18 protein-coding genes and 1 pseudogene are annotated in these 15,060 nt (G+C 34.2%); 12 read left to right on the top strand and 7 right to left on the bottom strand.

Annotated elements, in window-relative coordinates; all coding sequences use genetic code 11:
- Nucleotides 1-45: 45 nt before the first annotated feature.
- The 6 genes and pseudogenes from D8M05_RS14215 to D8M05_RS14240 form a co-directional block, all read right to left on the bottom strand.
- Nucleotides 46-747 (bottom strand): hypothetical protein, encoded by a 702-nt coding sequence (locus D8M05_RS14215; RefSeq protein ID WP_121132932.1) that lies wholly within the window; start codon nt 745-747, stop codon nt 46-48.
- A gap of 117 nt (nt 748-864) precedes the next feature.
- The gene (locus D8M05_RS14220; RefSeq protein WP_121132934.1) at nt 865-1,440 is read right to left on the bottom strand and encodes a spore coat protein; all 576 of its coding nucleotides are present in this window, start codon (nt 1,438-1,440) and stop codon (nt 865-867) included.
- 79 nt (nt 1,441-1,519) lie between these two features.
- Nucleotides 1,520-1,726 carry a capping complex subunit for YIEGIA gene (locus D8M05_RS14225; protein WP_047984077.1) on the bottom strand — a complete coding sequence of 69 codons (207 nt, stop codon included), beginning with the start codon at nt 1,724-1,726 and terminating at the stop codon, nt 1,520-1,522.
- Between the two features lie 3 nt (nt 1,727-1,729).
- Entirely contained in the window at nt 1,730-2,641 is a 912-nt protein-coding gene (locus D8M05_RS14230) for a YIEGIA family protein (RefSeq protein ID WP_121132936.1), read from the bottom strand.
- A gap of 176 nt (nt 2,642-2,817) precedes the next feature.
- Nucleotides 2,818-2,895: pseudogene (locus tag D8M05_RS20935) on the bottom strand (YjcZ family sporulation protein); the annotation flags it as partial.
- A 112-nt stretch (nt 2,896-3,007) separates the two neighbouring features.
- Complete coding sequence (locus D8M05_RS14240; protein WP_121132939.1) at nt 3,008-3,124, bottom strand: YjcZ family sporulation protein; 117 nt, start codon at nt 3,122-3,124, stop codon at nt 3,008-3,010.
- 271 nt (nt 3,125-3,395) lie between these two features.
- Here D8M05_RS14240 and D8M05_RS14245 point away from each other — a divergent pair, with 271 nt between their 5' ends.
- A complete protein-coding gene (locus tag D8M05_RS14245) occupies nt 3,396-3,626 on the top strand; it encodes a hypothetical protein (RefSeq protein WP_379543222.1) in 231 nt (76 codons plus the stop codon).
- A gap of 48 nt (nt 3,627-3,674) precedes the next feature.
- On the opposite strand, the gene D8M05_RS14250 is transcribed toward D8M05_RS14245, so the two are convergent.
- Complete coding sequence (locus tag D8M05_RS14250) at nt 3,675-4,481, bottom strand: DUF2268 domain-containing putative Zn-dependent protease (RefSeq protein ID WP_121132943.1); 807 nt, start codon at nt 4,479-4,481, stop codon at nt 3,675-3,677.
- Nucleotides 4,482-4,641: 160 nt separating this feature from the next.
- Here D8M05_RS14250 and D8M05_RS14255 point away from each other — a divergent pair, with 160 nt between their 5' ends.
- The 11 genes from D8M05_RS14255 (at nt 4,642) to merA (ending at nt 14,950) form a co-directional block, all read left to right on the top strand.
- The gene (locus tag D8M05_RS14255; protein WP_183072807.1) at nt 4,642-4,857 is read left to right on the top strand and encodes a YppG family protein; all 216 of its coding nucleotides are present in this window, start codon (nt 4,642-4,644) and stop codon (nt 4,855-4,857) included.
- Nucleotides 4,858-4,886: 29 nt separating this feature from the next.
- Nucleotides 4,887-5,600: a class I SAM-dependent methyltransferase gene (locus tag D8M05_RS14260; protein ID WP_121132947.1), complete on the top strand. Its 714-nt coding sequence runs from the start codon at nt 4,887-4,889 to the stop codon at nt 5,598-5,600.
- Nucleotides 5,601-5,629: 29 nt separating this feature from the next.
- Nucleotides 5,630-6,073, top strand: a complete 444-nt coding sequence (locus D8M05_RS14265) for a GNAT family N-acetyltransferase (protein ID WP_121132948.1) — start codon at nt 5,630-5,632, stop codon at nt 6,071-6,073.
- Nucleotides 6,074-6,658: 585 nt separating this feature from the next.
- The gene (locus D8M05_RS14270; protein ID WP_121132950.1) at nt 6,659-7,291 is read left to right on the top strand and encodes an NAD(P)/FAD-dependent oxidoreductase; all 633 of its coding nucleotides are present in this window, start codon (nt 6,659-6,661) and stop codon (nt 7,289-7,291) included.
- A gap of 300 nt (nt 7,292-7,591) precedes the next feature.
- A complete protein-coding gene (locus tag D8M05_RS14275; RefSeq protein WP_183072808.1) occupies nt 7,592-8,650 on the top strand; it encodes a C39 family peptidase in 1,059 nt (352 codons plus the stop codon).
- 144 nt (nt 8,651-8,794) lie between these two features.
- Nucleotides 8,795-9,097, top strand: a complete 303-nt coding sequence (locus D8M05_RS14280) for a metal-sensing transcriptional repressor (protein ID WP_121132954.1) — start codon at nt 8,795-8,797, stop codon at nt 9,095-9,097.
- A gap of 13 nt (nt 9,098-9,110) precedes the next feature.
- A complete protein-coding gene (locus D8M05_RS14285; protein WP_121132956.1) occupies nt 9,111-11,495 on the top strand; it encodes a heavy metal translocating P-type ATPase in 2,385 nt (794 codons plus the stop codon).
- 29 nt (nt 11,496-11,524) lie between these two features.
- Nucleotides 11,525-11,734, top strand: coding sequence for a copper chaperone CopZ (copZ, locus tag D8M05_RS14290; RefSeq protein ID WP_121132958.1), 210 nt, complete (start codon nt 11,525-11,527; stop codon nt 11,732-11,734).
- Nucleotides 11,735-11,893: 159 nt separating this feature from the next.
- On the top strand, nt 11,894-12,745 hold the full coding sequence (gene lgt, locus D8M05_RS14295; RefSeq protein ID WP_121132960.1) for a prolipoprotein diacylglyceryl transferase: 852 nt from the start codon (nt 11,894-11,896) through the stop codon (nt 12,743-12,745).
- A 149-nt stretch (nt 12,746-12,894) separates the two neighbouring features.
- Entirely contained in the window at nt 12,895-13,293 is a 399-nt protein-coding gene (gene merR, locus D8M05_RS14300) for a mercury resistance transcriptional regulator MerR (RefSeq protein WP_047984060.1), read from the top strand.
- A 16-nt stretch (nt 13,294-13,309) separates the two neighbouring features.
- A complete protein-coding gene (gene merA, locus D8M05_RS14305; protein WP_121132962.1) occupies nt 13,310-14,950 on the top strand; it encodes a mercury(II) reductase in 1,641 nt (546 codons plus the stop codon).
- Nucleotides 14,951-15,060 lie beyond the last annotated feature (110 nt).

The raw sequence follows: 15,060 nt of genomic DNA on the forward strand, positions 1-15,060 counted from the left end.
TTAACATTAGTAGGATTCTCTATGAGTTGGATATTATACAAGAGTTTAGTAATGGGATTCTATCACTTCAAAAACATATGGAAAGGTAATAATATCTTGTCCAATTTTAAATTCAGCCCAGAGTTTATACTTTCCTGCTATATCAAAATGCGTTTCAAAAATTGTTTTATTATTTGATACTGGATGTACATGAATAAACCTTTCCGCTAGTTCATCAAGAATGACAACGTGACCTAATGCACCTAAATATGGATCGGGGTTTGCATTTTTTAAATTAAATTTTAATTCAACCTTTTCATTGGTGGCAAAATGCCCATGCTCCAATATAATTTGATATCCTTTTATTTCTTTTTCATTTTCGGAATCAGGCTTTAATCGCATTATTGATTCATTTGCGTGATTTCTACCTATTGAAATAGGTTCTATAACATAATCTTTTCCTTCAACAATAATATCTACAAAACCCTTATAGCTTCCTCTATCACTTAATTTAACTTTTGCTTCAAAATGGTTATCTTTTATTTTTTTTGGATGTAGATGATAGTATTCCTCCAGATCGTTACTAACTATAATCAGATGCATATATTTTTCATGATTTTCTACTAATTCAATTGGATTATTGATATCATCATTATTTTCCAAATGAATTTCTACGATATTATCTCTATATGTTAAGGAAACGTTAATTTCATTATGAAAATTTTGGTTTGGTATAGTGCTTTCATGATGCTGATGATGTTGTTCCATATTATCTCACCTCTTATTATTGAATTAACAAGAAATTAGGTTAGGATTGACTTCTAAGTAAAAATGTCCCAAAAAAAGGGACATTTACTATCAGGAGGGTATTATATCTTTTTACCCTTAATGGTGTAACTGGTTTGGTTGGTTAGTGTTAACGTTTTTGTTTTGATAAATTGGCATATGGTTATGATTATTATTCGCTTGTAATGGATTTTGGGCCTCAACTTGCTCTGTTGTAGATGCGTTAGGGTGGCTCATCCATCCATTCTGTTGTGCTAACATACCAATTTGTTCAGCTATCTGTGACTGTTGTAAGGCCATTTCAACATGTATTTTTTTAACCTGTGGGTTTTTCATATTAAGTGCTGAAGTGAAATTATTGTTTGCCATTGCCATTGCTGTAATTTGGGCATCTGTCGCAATATCTTTATCCTCTAAACCAAGTGAAGAATAAGTATTGTGGTTATGACTTGTAACGTGTGGAATTGGTGGTAAAGACACCTGGTTCAAATTGTCTGGATTTAATAAGTTATTCATTACATTTACATGATTTTTCATTAATCCTGCATGTTGTTCCAACAACATTATTAACTGCTGATTTTTAGTACCAGAAGCATATAGCTCCAACTTTTTGATAAGTGCATTATGGACTGACAGGTGATTTGCCATAAGCCCTACATCTATAGTTTTTAACATTTAAAAAGCTCCCTTTTATAGGTGTATTACCTAGTGATTAATATTATTATTGTCAGTCTCATTCGAACTATTCATCCTTTTAAACCCTTATAACGAGATAATCGCCATCCTTCATTTTTACCACATCTGCCTTCATTGCTTTAGCAATGTCCTGTGTGATACGCTTTTGCTGTTCCTCATCGTTAGCTAACAATGAAAGTTGTGACCCACCTAGTATGCGGTCTTTTTGCAATGTCACAATGGCCAGCACTTGATAATTTGGTCTTTGGGATATTTCTCTACCCATTAATCATTCCCTCCCAATAAATTTTGTGTTCATTAATTTACTGCTTTTTTTAACGCTTTCAAGTATAGGGGTATTCCTAACAGTATGTAATAGTTTATTGATATCACCAGCAATAGGTATTAAGGTAATAACAATTCTTCCATCATCATATTCCTTTCTACTAAAGTGGTATCTCTTTGCACCTAATGCTCTAGTTGCTTCAAATAATATTGCCTGTCTTTGCCCAAAGTTATCAAGTCCAATACGGAAATGTTCTTCATGGGGGTGAATCACTACTGCTATTCCTTCATCTTTAAACATCTTTGCGGCATTTTCACTCCCTAGAAGATTGGAAACATAAATGCCATCCACAAATAATTCTGATCCTTTTACTTCAATTTCACCTTGTTTGACATCAGCTATATCACCAACACTTTTTCCTTTTGAAAAGCGATTGATGATATAAAAAGTTAGTCCACCAATAACAATTGCTGCTAAAACGCTTAACCAAATTTGTTCCAGATTGACAATTTGAATTGTCAATGATGATACGAGAGCAACTATCAATGCGAAATAATTTCTTGATTCAAACGTTTTGGATATCCCATCAATATAGGCATCTCCACGGTATGCAAATTCTGTATTTTCTAAGTCCTTTAAGCTCTCCCTCTCAGATTTTCTTACATCACGAAACTGTTGAATAGCAACTGTTAGAAAAGTTACGGCTACAAAATTTTTAGTCATTAATGCTGGTATTGCAACTGCCCCTAATGATGCGGCGACAAAGCCTGTAACTAAATGTATTAAATATCCATTTGGATAACTAGGATATTGCCGATAGTCAGCTTTAATAGTCATTATACGAGCCATAGTACCCATAACAATTCCTGTTACAATCATTACAAGATATTGAGAGGATATCATTTCAGTATCCATAAAGGACCTCCTTGTATAAAGGGATATTGTTTCTATCTCTAAATCCGTTGAAGTAATCATTAATAGTATTAGACATTCAACATTTTTCATTCAAATAAATGGCAGTGTGCAATTAAGTGAATTCTCGTATAACTTTAATGGAGCACAAAATGAATTGTACTCCATTAAAGTTGAGATTATAAACAAGCGGCGCATACAATAATAAGCAGGATAAATAATACAACGATTAAAGCGAAGCCATTAGCTCCATAACCAGTTCCCGCTGTATTATATCCATAGCCTCCATAACCAAGGCCGCCACCACCATATGGTCCTATGCCGAATCCGAATCCCATAATCCACCACACCTTTCAGTAATCTATATCATTAATATCCATATCCCACGTAGGACGCACCAATAATAATTAAAAGGATAAACAACACAACAAGCAAAGCGAATCCTCCGCCATATCCTACACCTACACCTGCAGCAACATCACTCATTAAAAAATACACCTCCCTAATCATATACATTTACTATATGAAAGCTCACTATTTCTGGTATGGATATTATCCCAGAAATAATTAATTAAATAATGATTTGATTTAATTCTTCATTAACTTTTTTGCTGAGAATGTTCCAAATTACTTAAATTAAATCCACTTATGCCCTGGTATATATGTCATTTAAGAAAATAGGTCACTATGCATACAATGTTATGTGGCTATGGATACTTGGGAGGTGAAAAGTTTGTCAATTGATCATCATTATGAAATGTGTTGTCGATATAAAGGAAGGGCTATTAGAATAAGGTGTCGTGACGGTAGTATGCACACTGGGATAATTCGAAGCGTTACTAGGAATAGGGTTTATTTGCAACCACTCGGTCCTAATAGAAACCTTGGTGGTTTTGGTTATGGTTATTACGGCTATGGTGGCTTTGGCTATGGAATTGCACTTGGTGCGATTGCCACACTAGCATTAATACCTTTCTTCTTTTGGTAAGCATAAGAACAAATGGCTTATGGATTTAAAGCCATTTGTTCTTGTATCCTACAACAATGGGTGATGTTCGTCATTATCCAAAAGCAATTGTGCTATAGTATTTGATTCCATGCTTAACATCTCTTTACTAGTGACTTTGAATGCTTTTACGTATTTTTTTATTAGGGAATAGCCCATACAGTATCCGCTCATTTTAGGATAGTCATCTAAGCCATATACAATCATTTGATGTATGAAGTCAAACTTCGAAACATTTCTGTTAGGGTAAATCAGGTCCTTCCATATGTGACTAAGTTCATTTTCAGCATAATAGGAGGTCCATTCTGCTACATATTCTTTACCTACTCTTTCTAAAACTGCATTTTCTGCTAGTCCCTCCAATATAATCGTATCAAGTAATACGTAGTCTTTCTCATCCTTTTCCCATTTAGTTAATCGACACACATGGTTATATTCATGCGTAATTAGTGCTTTTAATTCTTTTTCTGTATTTTCCTGGGATACAAATAGAAAAAGTTTATCTTTAAATGCTAAGCCAGACTTTCCTTGGGATAACTTTTTTAACCTTGTATTTTGTGAATCTGAAGGAAAAATAAAAATAGGAATATCTGGTCCTTCCCATTCCTTTTGGAGTGATAGAAACTCCTCATTAATTGTATTCCATACCTTATTTTCTTGTAATGTTTTAAATTGTTCAGTACCCTGTGGTATAGGTTGATACATTCCATGCATGACTAAATACTCATAAATTTCCTTTGCAGAAGCATTATGAAAATATTGTTTTATATTTTCACATATTTTAATAGGTTGATAGTAGTCAGTTTGTAGCCACTGATCTGTTGTAATTATACTCACCTTATAGACTCCTAACTAATTTTTATTCTTTATAGTATGTATGGACTAAATAAACGTTTCAGAATTCGGTATGGAATCTAAATCATATATAGGCGTATACCTTTCCATAAATTTTTTATCGGAATACTTTAAAATAAACAGAAATGGGGGTGTTCCGGATATGTTTCCAGAAAGACCAAGAGGACCAAAGCCAATTTTGCCACCTAGACCACAGCAAATAAAAAGAAAACAGATTCCCAATAAATCCAGTTTGCTGTCTAGTTTTCAGAATGATGAAGGGGATATGGATATTGATAAGGTTATGGTAACCGGAAAGAAGATAATGGATGTTTATAATCAAGTAAGTCCATATTTTTCTAAGTTTATTAAAAGATAGCTACTAGATTGCAAAAAAGGGGATTTTTTATGAAACCAACATACTTGAATTGTTTGTCATTGCTAGGAGTTGGTGGGGCACATCCTGGAGGACTTAAACTTACTAAAGATATTCTATTAAAAGAAGATATAGATAAAACTAAAAAAGCACTTGATATTGGATGCGGTACGGGACAGACATCGGCTTTTATAGCAAACCAATATGAATGTGATGTTACAGCGTTGGATTCGAATTATGTGATGTTAGAAAAATCAAGGGAAAGATTTTCAGAGCTTTCCTTATCTATTGATATTGTTCATGGGTATGTAGAAAACCTTCCGTTCGAGAATCTATTATTTGATCTAATTCTTTCAGAGTCTGTACTAGCTTTTACCAATACTTCCAAATCCATATCTGAAGTTAAACGAGTCCTCAAACCATGTGGTGTATTATTGGCAATCGAAATGGTATGCGAGCGAGAATTATCAAATGAAGCACGGACAGAAATCCAAGATTTTTATGAAGTATCTCATCTTTTAAGTGAAAATGATTGGATAACTATCTTTCGAGCAAATGGGTTTGGACAGGTAAATGTTGAAAAAGTTAAATTAAAAAATGAACTGAATGATTTGGATAATACTGCAGAATTTTCTCTATCTGAAAATATTCCTGATGATTGTTTTTATATTCTAAAGAAACATGAATATTTTACTGATTTATATCGAGATAGCTTAGGATTTCGGATATTCCGATGTAATATTTAACAATTATAAATTGCTTGGGGGGATGTCATTTGACGATACGAAAAGCAACATACAATGATATAAAAGTAATTCTTAGCCATTCAATGGAGGTATTAAGAGAATCAACTAACGAACGAATAACTCCCACCCAGAGAAATGCGGATAAAATGGTATCTCCATTTATGGCAGACGGGGGTAGCTATCTCATTTACATTGAAAATGACGAAATTAAAGGATGGATTGGAATAGGTAGTATTTTTGATTACTATTTGGAAAAAGTAATAGGTTATATTTCTGAACTTTATGTAATGCCACTATATCGTGGACATGGCATAGCTGAAAAACTATGTAAGGAAGCATTAACAAAATTAAGAGAAGAGGGCTATACAAATGTTCAATTAAATGTTTTTTCAGGAAATCAGGCCAAGAAACTTTATAAGAAACTTGGTTTTCAAGAAGTTTCTACACTGTTGGAGATTGATTTGAATAAATAGAATAGAAGGATAACTACCCTTTATCCATTAACTATTATTCTCCTTCCTAGGAGATATAGTTTTAATGGTATCTCATATTTGTTTTGAGATAGATCGTATGAGGAATATTATTTAGGACATGTAGCCATAAATACCCACACTTGGGATTAGTGGCTCAGAATAGTAGAGCCTAACACCGGTGTAATATTTGGAATAAACCTTTATCGATTAATGACTACAAGATTAGATATAATTGCCGAAAGAACTGATTCCAATCATATCATTTCTATTGGTTTTATAAATACAGCCATCTGAATTTCAAGTAAGAGAAAAAAAGTAATAGGTGTGAATATTATCGAAACAACAACAAAGATCTTTTTGGTCAACAAAAATTCAGTTCTTTGTTGTTGTTTTATAACGAAAACTGCCGTATATTCTTGATTTGGTTATAAGCAGAGTTAATCTTGACTTCAAAATCACGTTGCATTTTTTTATTAATGTGTTTCCGTTAAATCAATTATATCGTATATTGTAAATAGACATAGTATACTATACAGGGGTATACTATTTATTTGGTTGATAAATCGAAAAGGAGATTGACATATAATGTTTATAAAAAAAGGGTATATACAGTTAGCAGTTAATGGTGGGATTGGATTTGGAGCAAAACTTAATCCAAGACAGTTAGTTGTATTAGGTGAGTATTTAGAGGAAGATTCCGAGATTGAGTTGACTACTTTACAACAGCTGATTGTTCAAATTCCTGAAGAAGAGGTAGAGAGTGTAAAAAGAAAATTTGAGGAAGTTGGATTAGCCTGTTATAAGGTAGGAAACTATGTAAAAAGTTTACGCACTTGTAACTTTTGTAAAGGGGAAGAAGCAGAGGGGATGCCTGTTGCAAAAGAATTAAATCGTCGAATAGCTGGTCAGGAAGTACCCTTTACATTGAAGCCTGCATATACTGGTTGTCCAATCGGTTGTGGAGAACCCTTGATAAATGATATAGGTGTAATGAAGGACCAAGATACGTATGAGTTATATATAGGAGGATATTCAAAAGGAAGAGATATAAAATCGGGAAAATTGGTTAAGTCAAATTTAGTACCTGATGAATTATATGATCTCGTTGATAAAATTCTAGTTATCTATCGAGAAAATGGAAAAAAAAGAGAAAAGTTTTATAGATTTGTTGATCGATTTGGGATTGAACAAATTAAGGAAGAACTTAATATAGTTTAAATTAAGAGATGAGCAAGGAGGAAATAGAAAAAGAAATCCATATACAATTATATAAATGAACCGGGAAAAGTCGTGTATTCTTACTAAGTGTGCACGACTTTTTTAGTGGATTTCTGAAGACAAAATATTATTTTTGCAAACTTTCTTGATAAAGATTCGTTATATTGATTGGTAGAGCGGTAACCAAACCCATATTGTATATCATTTTCAGGCGATGCATCAATTTCTTTATTAATTAGAGTTGTTTAAAAATGTTATTTTTGTTTATTTCATTAATTGATGGTTTCAGGGGTGGAGACGATGAATCGAAAAAAAGTAGTAAAAAAGTTGATATTAAGGAACTCAACTATCATTTTTTTACTATCTTCTCTAATTATTTTAATAAGCATACATAGTAATAAACTTTACGATACAATTTATGAATTTCTTGATAAAGATCAAGGTAAATTAAAGATTTTTAGCGTTGATGCAAAAAATGGATTCCCGATTAAAAACAGTGAATTTAGAATAATAGATTTGGAGACAGATAATATTGTCGAAGTATTATATACAGACTCTAGTGGTATGGCGATATCCAATTTACTTTATTTTGATAAAACATATAAAATAACCCAAACTAATGTAATGGAGCCCTATGTATTAAATAAGGAACAATATGTAGTGGAATTTAGTGAGAAAAATGATCGGGTTACAATTAATAATGATGTCCCAAGCTATATTAAAGATTATGAACGAACAGAAGATAAAGAAATAATCATTACTAATCTTCAATTGTCTTTAGATACGATATTGCAGTATCCAGAATTACCTAATGGGTGTGAAGTTACAGCTTTAGCTTCTGTACTTGATTATTATGGCTATAAGACAACTAAAATGGAGCTTGCAGAAAAATATTTACCTAAAGTCCCTTTTTCACAAAAAAATAATAAATTGTTTGGTGTAAATCCATACGATGCATATGCTGGTGACCCGAGTAGTAATAGTGGATTCTTTAGTTATGCACCTCCGATTGTTCGAACTGCAAATGAATTCATCCAGAGCAACGATGGAAAAAACAATTCAAAAGATATTAGTGGAAGCACACGCGATGAGATTTTGAAGTATCTTAAAGAAGGCACGCCAGTAATAGTATGGACGACAAGAGACTTATCGGAACCAAATAAAAATTTTTCTTGGTATATAAAAGGAACCAATGAAATACTTCAAGTGCCTACTAATTCACACACAGTTGTTCTAACTGGATTCAGTGAGGAGATTGTCTATGCAATGGATCCATTAAGAGGACAAGTAGTATATGATTCAGATCAATTTTTTGAAATTTATGGGAAGACAGGTAGCCATGCAATGGTAATACTTTAATAAACTCTAAAATTCACTTATCTACAAAATGCCTACATATTAATTTAACTTTGATCAAAACCATAAAAAATATTACGCTTTTCATTTGACAACTATACGATAGGGGGGTATAGTATAAATATAAAATATAAGGAAGTGATTCATTTGGATAAATTCTTACATGAACATCCTACAACACCAAGAACGAAAAATGAAAAGCAAGCTGTCATCAATCGTTTGAAGCGAATTGAAGGGCAAGTTCGCGGGATACAAAAAATGGTAGAGGAAGATCGTTATTGTGTAGATATATTAGTACAAATTAGTGCTATTCAATCTGCCTTGAAAAATGTGGGGTTTGCTGTCACAGAACGCCATATCAATCATTGTGTCAGTGATGCGGTTAGACAAGGTGAAGGTAAGGAAACTATTGAGGAATTAATGGAAGTTTTAAAACAATTTTCCAAGTAAGGAGGGAACTACTGTGAGTGAGAAAAATCATGCAACACTTGGAATAACAGGTATGACTTGTGCTGCTTGTTCCAATCGTATTGAAAAAACATTAAATAAAATAGATGGCGTGGAAGCACAGGTTAATTTAACTACAGAAAAGGCATCTGTTAATTACAATCCAGAAAAATCTTCTCTTGATGATATTACAAAGAAAATTGAGAATATCGGTTATGGAGTTTTAAAAGAGAAAGTTGATCTAGATGTGTTTGGAATGACTTGTGCAGCTTGTTCTACTCGTATAGAAAAGGTTCTGAACAAACAAGAAGGCGTTTCAAAGGCATCCGTAAATTTAACAACAGAAAGTGCAGCGATTGAATATAATCCTGGATTAGTCGATGTAGAAGCCTTGATTAAGAAAATCAAAAATATTGGCTATGATGCAAAGCCAAAAGCAGAAAACAAAGAAAAGCAGTCACATAAAGAGAAGGAGTTAAAACGGCAAAAAAATAAGCTAATTATTTCTGCCATCCTTTCTTTCCCATTATTATTAACCATGTTTGTTCATTTCTTCGGTTGGGGTTTACCCGACATATTCATGAATCCATGGTTCCAATTTGCTTTAGCAACACCCGTTCAATTTATCATTGGATGGCAATTTTATATAGGAGCCTATAAGAATCTACGCAATGGTGGAGCGAACATGGATGTGCTTGTTGCATTAGGTACAAGTGCTGCTTATTTCTATAGTCTATATGAAGCATTTAAGACCATAGGCAATACAGAATATATGCCACATTTATATTTTGAAACAAGTGCTGTACTAATCACCCTGATTGTATTTGGTAAATATTTAGAAATGAGAGCAAAAAGCCAGACGACGAATGCACTTTCCTCATTACTTAATTTACAGGCAAAAGAAGCTCGTGTAATTAGAAATGACGAGGAAATTATGATTCCTGCAAGCGAAGTTGTCGTTGGTGATCGATTAGTTGTAAAACCAGGAGAGAAGATACCTGTAGACGGTATCGTTGTAAAGGGGAGAACATCTGTCGATGAATCGATGATTACAGGGGAATCCATTCCAATTGAAAAAGAATTAGACGCTAGCCTAATTGGCTCTACAATCAACAAAAATGGTTCTATTGAAATGGAAGCAACAAAAGTAGGTAAAGATACCGCCCTAGCATCGATTGTTAAAGTTGTGGAAGAAGCACAAGGATCGAAAGCACCAATTCAACGTTTAGCTGATATTATTTCTGGCTATTTCGTACCGATTGTAGTAGTGATTGCTATTCTAACATTTATTGTATGGATAGCGTTTGTCCAACCCGGCCAAATTGAACCTGCCTTAGTTTCAGCAATTGCTGTGCTTGTTATTGCATGTCCTTGTGCGTTAGGACTCGCAACACCAACATCGATTATGGTTGGGACAGGTAAAGCCGCAGAGAGCGGAATACTTTTTAAAGGTGGAGAACATCTAGAGAGAACGCATCAGTTAGAGGCAATTGTTCTTGATAAAACAGGAACCATCACTAAAGGTAAACCAGAGGTAACGGATTTTACTGGTGATGATGAAACATTACAACTATTAGCTAGTGCTGAGAAAGGTTCTGAACATCCACTTGCAGGAGCAATTGTTGCACACGCAACAGAAAAAGGTATTGATTTTGTGGAAGTGGATGAATTTGATGCAATACCTGGACATGGTATTGATGCTAGACTCGCTGGAAAACAAGTTCTTGTTGGGAATCGAAAGTTAATGCAAGATCACCAAGTCGATGTTGGTGGTGCTGAACAAGAACTGGTCAATTACGAAGTCGAAGGAAAAACAGCGATGTTAATTGCTATTGATGGAAAATATCGCGGAATTGTTGCGGTAGCAGATACTATCAAGGAGACTGCACCTGAAGCAATTAGGCAGCTAAAGGAACAGGGCTTAGAAGTTATCATGTTAACAGGGGATAACGAAAGAACGGCTCAAGCAATAGCAGAACAAGTAGGAATCGACAAAGTAATTGCCGGGGTGTTACCTGAAGAAAAAGCTGATAAAATCAAAGAAATTCAAAGTAAGGGTAAAAAGGTAGCAATGGTTGGCGACGGTGTGAACGATGCACCAGCATTAGTAACTGCAGATATTGGAATTGCCATTGGAACTGGTACAGAAGTAGCAATTGAAGCTGCTGACCTTACGATTCTTGGTGGAGAGCTATTGCTCATACCGAAAGCAATTAAAATCAGCCATGCAACGATTAAAAATATCCGACAAAACCTTTTCTGGGCTTTCGGATACAATACAGCAGGAATTCCAGTTGCAGCAGTGGGATTACTTGCGCCATGGGTTGCTGGAGCTGCAATGGCATTGAGTTCGGTAAGTGTAGTTTCTAACTCGCTTCGATTGAAGAGAGTCAAGTTGTAATCAAAAACTTTAAAAGGAGGTGAAAAAACATGCAAACGTTGACGTTAGATGTAAAAGGTATGACATGCGGACATTGCAAAATGTCAGTAGAAGGTGCCCTTAATGAATTAGAAGGAGTATCTAATGTTGAGGTAGATTTAACTACTGGTAATGTAACCGTATCTTATGATGAATCTAAAGTGACATTAGAATCCTTGCGAAATGCAATTGAGGATCAAGGCTATGATGTTGTAGCCTAACATGAAGAGATTAAAGCTGATTTCCTCTTGTGAAATCAGCTTTTTTTATAAAGTATTGTATACATAAAATATTTTAATGTTTGACTATATCAGAAGTATTTTCTGAACTTCTAACAAATAAGATTGTCCAAGAAAAGGGACAGGAATAGGAGTGAGTATATGAATTATGATGCATCTACACTTGATCGTGTCTTTCTACAAGTTGGGACATTTACAATCTATTGGTATGGGGTAATTATTGCAATCGGGGCGTTCCTAGGTCTCTATATTGCCATGAAAGAATCTGAACGATTAGGACTTAAAAAGGATATATTTGTTGATTTAGTAGTTTTCGCAATTCCAATTTCGATTTTATTTGCGAGGATTTATTATGTAACCTTTGAATGGGAACGTTACGCAGGTGGACCATGGTGGAAAGTATTTGCTGTTTGGGAAGGGGGCATTGCCATCCATGGGGCACTGATTGGTGCTGTATTGACTGCAGTTGTATTTGCTCGTGTAAAAAAGATTCCGTTCTGGAAATTAGCCGATGTTGCTGCTCCAAGTTTGATACTTGGGCAAGCAATTGGTCGCTGGGGTAACTTCATGAATCAAGAGGCACATGGTGGTCCAATAATGGATCAAGGCATACTTGAGATGCATTATGCCGTTCTACCTGATTTTATAATGGATCAAATGTGGATTGATGGTACTGTATATTTTCCAACATTTCTATATGAATCAATTTGGAATATCCTCGTCCTTATACTATTACTATGGTTACGTCGAAAAAATCCAATTCGTGGTACAGTATTTTTAACATACCTAGCCACATATTCTGTCGGACGATTCTTCATAGAAGGTATGCGTACAGATAGCTTATATATTGTTGGTAACCTTCGTACCGCACAGTTTATTTCTATATTACTAATTGTTGGGGCTATTATTCTTATCGTTTATCGCTATAAAACTGTTTCCAAGCGATATGAGGATGTAGAAACGAAGAAGAAAAAGAATACAAAAAAGAAATAGTAGCAGATAAATAGTGGCTACAAAGGAAGGTAAGCAATAGTTGCCTGAAAACACATTCTTTTTAGTTCAAATAGTTGAAACATTAATCGTATATTATACTTGACCGTGTACCTTAGTACACGGTTTATTCTTATTATGGGGTGAATAAATTGAGTTATAAAATTAGCGAATTTGCAGAGAATTGCGGTGTTAATAAAGAAACCATTAGATATTATGAGCGTAAGAACTTATTACAGGAACCATCTAGAACGAGTACAGGTTATCGGATATATTCAAGTGATGATGTTAAAAGGGTGCGGTTCATCAAGCGTGTACAAGAGCTTGGTTTTTCATTAAGTGAGATATATAAATTGCTAGGGGTTATAGATCAAGATAATATTCGCTGCCAAGGTATGTATGATTTTGTTTCTCAAAAAGAAGAAGAACTTCAAAAACAAATAGAGGATCTAAAGAGAGTTGAAACTATGTTAAAAGATTTAAAACAACGATGTCCAGATGTAAAGCAATTACATGAGTGTCCAATAATTGAAATGTTAATTGTGGATTAAAGAAAGGAGAATTATAATGAGGAAATTCAAACTAGAGATTCAGGGAATGACTTGTACGGGTTGTGAAAAACATGTTATATCATCACTTGAAAATATAGGTGCTAAAAACATTGAAGCCAGTTTTCGTAATGGTGAAGTAATATTTGAATTACCCCTTAATATCGGAGTTAATAGTGCTAAAAATGCAATTAAGGATGCTAATTATCAGCCTGGAGAAGTCGAAGAAGTATCGTTACAGGAAAAGGTAGTTTTAGATAATGACAGTGATTACGGTTTAATTATTATTGGTTCCGGTAGCGCTGCTTTTTCTGCCGCAATTAAAGCCGTGGAATACGGTGCAAAGGTTGGAATGATTGAACGTGGAATTATTGGGGGAACGTGTGTAAATATTGGTTGTGTTCCATCCAAAACCCTTCTAAGAGCTGGGGATATTAATCAGTTTGCAAAGACAAATCCTTTTACTGGTTTAAATACTAATGCCGGAGAAGTGGAATTGGCAACTTTAGTGGAGCAAAAGGATGAGTTAGTAAATAAACTACGTAAACAGAAATACTTAGATTTAATTGATGAATATGGATTTGATTTAATAAAGGGGGAGGCAAAGTTTATAGATGAAAATACAGTTGAAGTAAATGGAAAGATACTTACTGCAAAACGCTTTTTAATTGCAACAGGTGCTTCTCCGTCTATACCTTCAATTTCAGGACTTAAAGAAATTGATTATTTAACAAGTACAACAATTCTCGAATTAAAGAAAGTACCCAAACACTTAACTGTAATAGGCTCTGGGTATATCGGATTGGAATTAGGCCAACTTTTTCATAATTTAGGCTCTGAAGTTACTATATTACAAAGAAGTGAGCGCCTCTTAAAAGATTATGACCCAGAGATTTCAGAAGTAGTGGAAAAAGCGTTACTTGAACAGGGCATAAACCTTGAAAAAGGGGTAACTTTTGAGCGTGTTGAACAAGTTGAAGAAATCAAAAAGGTACATGTAACGGTAAACGGAAAGAAAAAAGTTGTTGAATCTGATCAGTTATTAGTTGCAGCAGGAAGAAAACCAAATACGGATTCTTTAAATTTAAGTGCAGCCGGGGTGGAGGTCGGAAAAAGAAATGAAATCTTGATAAATGATTATGCTAGGACAAGTAACGAAAAGATTTATGCGGCAGGTGACGTAACACTGGGACCACAGTTTGTATATGTTGCAGCATATATAGGGGGAATAGTCGCAGACAATGCTATTGGTGGGTTAAACAAAAAAGTAGATTTATCAGTTGTACCCGGTGTAACGTTTACCAATCCTTCGATTGCAACAGTTGGTTTAACTGAAGAACAAGCAAAGGAAAAGGGATATGATGTTAAAACGTCTACATTACCTTTGGATGCCGTTCCAAGAGCAATTGTTAATCGGGAAACCACTGGTGTGTTTAAATTAGTTATAGATGCTAATACATTAAAGGTATTGGGAGCTCACATTGTGGCTGAAAATGCAGAGGATGTGATTTATGCAGCAACATTAGCAGTCAAATTTGGGTTGACTGTTGAAGATTTAAAAGATTGCCTAGCACCATACTTAACAATGGCAGAAGGGTTGAAATTAGTAGCACTTACGCTTGATAAAGATGTTTCTAAACTGTCTTGTTGTGCTGGGTAATCTTTTCATATAAATAATTATAAAATATATGTTACAGTTGACTTTGTTATTAGAAAAATAGCCTCTCATAATTCGGGCTTCTTTTGCAAATGCTTTTTCTATTATTATAA

Origin of the sequence: Oceanobacillus bengalensis (assembly GCF_003628445.1) — a bacterium.
GTDB classification, from domain to species: domain Bacteria; phylum Bacillota; class Bacilli; order Bacillales; family Amphibacillaceae; genus Oceanobacillus; species Oceanobacillus bengalensis.